Annotated in this window: 3 protein-coding genes and 1 pseudogene; all 4 read right to left on the bottom strand. The window is 42.0% G+C overall.

Annotated elements, in window-relative coordinates; all coding sequences use genetic code 11:
- Positions 1-352: pseudogene (locus IQ229_RS24320) on the bottom strand (sulfate ABC transporter substrate-binding protein); the annotation flags it as partial.
- A 289-nt stretch (positions 353-641) separates the two neighbouring features.
- Positions 642-1,112 carry a type II toxin-antitoxin system HicB family antitoxin gene (locus tag IQ229_RS21885; RefSeq protein ID WP_228013643.1) on the bottom strand — a complete coding sequence of 157 codons (471 nt, stop codon included), beginning with the start codon at positions 1,110-1,112 and terminating at the stop codon, positions 642-644.
- A 41-nt stretch (positions 1,113-1,153) separates the two neighbouring features.
- Positions 1,154-2,407, bottom strand: coding sequence for an exonuclease subunit SbcD (sbcD, locus tag IQ229_RS21880; protein WP_194047345.1), 1,254 nt, complete (start codon positions 2,405-2,407; stop codon positions 1,154-1,156).
- Positions 2,408-2,506: 99 nt separating this feature from the next.
- On the bottom strand, positions 2,507-2,913 hold a 407-nt coding region (locus tag IQ229_RS21875), incomplete at its 5' end, for a phosphoadenylyl-sulfate reductase (RefSeq protein ID WP_194047343.1).

Genomic DNA, 2,913 nt, shown 5'->3' with positions numbered 1-2,913 from the left:
CTCCATAACTTTGCTCAAAGGTGACGTTCTGGTTATGTTCTTGCTTCCATTTTTGGACAAATTTGGGGATTATCTGGTCATGAGCTGCTTTGGTGACAGAGAATGAAACGAGTTTTAGCTTAACATCATTTTTGCTAGCTGAACTGCTTCCAGAGCAGGAGGCAACTGCTATACTCAAAAAAATACTTGTTAAAAACAGACTCACAAAGCTTTGTACACTACGTCCATTCAACCTACTTTTAATTGCGTGTTGATACCGGAATTGTATACTCTGCAAGGCTCTCATGGCATAAGCCTGTATTCCCTCACTTAGGAATTTACTTAATTGTGTTGGTTGTTGCGACTTGCTCATCAGAATCACCCCTAAATCTACGGTATTTCTACATGGATACCGTGATTATGAAAATTATAGGGTATATAGAATAATATTTATCATCTGGATTAAATTTTTTTGACTAAGTAAGAACTTATCAGCAAAGGTAGCAAATAAATCTGATTTAACAAGTTATTTCAGAAGACGGGTTTTGTTGCTGGAAAGCGAAACAATCGGATTGCATACATAATATTTGTTAAAAAATATGTGATTATTAATACAAAACAATAGTGAAAACTCGATTTTCTTTTGGCACTTGCGAATTGACTCATATCTCAACTGCGACTCGTTGAATACCAACAAAGTCCAGTGAATCCTGCTTTTCTTCCTCAAATTCTAAACAAAGTTCAATCGCTTCTCTAATACGTTCCACTAACTCATCTAAAGTTTGGGCTTGCGTATTAGAACCAGGAAGATTAATGATTACATCTTCATCTGGCACAGCAATATCTATAGATTCTTCTGATTTTACATAAAATGGAGCTAAATAAAAATCCCCGATAAAAAGTAATGGGTTTGCAACTGCCATTCTAACTATATCTTCTAGTAAAGGCGGGTAATTAAGAAGATTTAAATAACCCATTTTCACCTTGTCTAAAAGTTGTTTATCTAAATCATCAATTTGTGGTAAATCTTCTTGCCATTCGTGAAAGAATGAGTCATCTAAAACTAACTGAATACCAAAGTTATTGATTAAATAGCGTAAGTCAGTGTCCTTTGCTTGGATTGTTTGCATCATAAGTTTGGGGAGTGGAGTATAGTCAATTAATTGGCTTTATCCTACTCATTAGTTGCTGCTTCCAGCCAAACTTCCACTTCATCTGCTAGCAACTTCTGTGCTGCGTCCATCATTGATGTTGCAATATCTTTGAGGTCTTCGCGATTGTTCAAGTAAGTTTTCAACGCTTCCATTGGGTCGATGCTGCTACTTGCACTCAATTCAGGAATCCGGGGCCTGGCTAATTGACTTACTAATTCTGCTTGAATGGTGTAGGTATGAGCGGGACTTAAAGCAGTATGTAGAGAAGAACTGTCAATTAAATCCATCTGTTCGGAGCGGAGTTTGTAAATTAGCCGTACTACAGCATCTTGAATATCATACTTGGCGATCGCTTTCATTAACACCGCTTGCGGATCGTCTGCTTTTGAGATATCCACTTCAATGGTGCGGAAAGTCCGAACTGTCAAGGGACAAAATTCCCACTCAGCGCTTCCCCGCTCCAGTTCCAGCATCACATAGCCTTTGTCTTCTTTTTCTTCGCTAAAATCTACCCGCTCAATGCTCCCTGGATAAATCACCGGCGGGTTGTTGGATTTATTCAGATTTTGATGGCGGTGGACGTGTCCCAATGCTACATAATCAAAACAAGGTCGTGTCAGCAAAGATAGGGGCAGAGTAAAGCCTTTACCTACTGCTAAAAAGCGTTCTGCACCCAAGCTAGCATTGTCAGCCATCAAGTGAGCCAAAAGGATAGTAGGTATATCGGGGTCAAGACGGCGAACTTCCCCTTCTAAAACAACTCGCAGACGTTCCGTTAATAGTTGGTTGACTTCCGCCAAAGACAAACCTTCAGTTTCTTGGCGAGTCATCAAAGTCGAACGAGTCAACCAAGGCAGAGTAATTACTTGCACTTTGCCATTACGGGTTTCGATGCAGTGCGTAGTTAATGTATCACCAACAACAAACCCTGGCACTCCCAAAGTGCGGTAAATATTTAAACTCGCCCCTCCCTGTCCTTGGGAATGTTGGTCGTGGTTGCCTACCAACAGCACTGTTGGAATATTGGCATCCATGAGACGGCGAAACTGGCCAGCAAAAGCTTGTTGTACATAAGGCGGTGGTGTAGCATCCGGGAAAGCATCGCCACCAAATATCACCATATCAACAGCATCTGTCAGCGCTCGGTCAATACATATAGAGAGAGTATTGACAAAATCCTCCAGCCGTGTATTTAATCCCGTCGCAGGATTAATTCGTCCGTGGGAGAAGCCACTTCCCATATGGATGTCAGAAAGATGGAGGATTCTAATCATATTTGTCCTTTGTTCTTAGTCATTTGCCCTTTGTCTAATACTAATGACAAATACTTCAGGTTCGCTCAGTACAAGTGACAAGTGACAAATGACCAATGACTAAATATGAATTCCGCATTCTGTTTTATCACTTCCCCGCCAGCGTCCGGCGCGTTCGTCTTCGCCTTCACCTACTTTGGTGGTGATGGGTTGGTCGCCGATGCTGGGATAACCTTGGTCGTGGAGGGGGTTGTAGATGACTCCATGTTCAGCCACATAAACCCAGCTGTCTTGACGTGTCCAAGTAGCGATAGGATTTACTTTCAGCCGACCTTTAGCGTCGAATTCAAATATGGGCATATTCGCACGGGTTACTGCTTGGTCACGGCGGCGTCCGGTAATCCAAGCGACACTGTTGAGTTCGTCTAAACCCCGTAGCAGTGGTTCAATTTTTGTAATGTGGTGGAATTTGGCAATATCCGTGTCCCAGAGTTTGTCGCCGTATTTGGCTTCAAAGGCTTCGCGGG

It is taken from the genome of Nostoc cf. edaphicum LEGE 07299, assembly GCF_015207245.1.
Lineage (GTDB): Bacteria > Cyanobacteriota > Cyanobacteriia > Cyanobacteriales > Nostocaceae > Nostoc > Nostoc edaphicum_B.
Note: the sequence above shows the minus strand (reverse complement) of the source record. Positions and strands in the feature narration are given on the sequence as shown.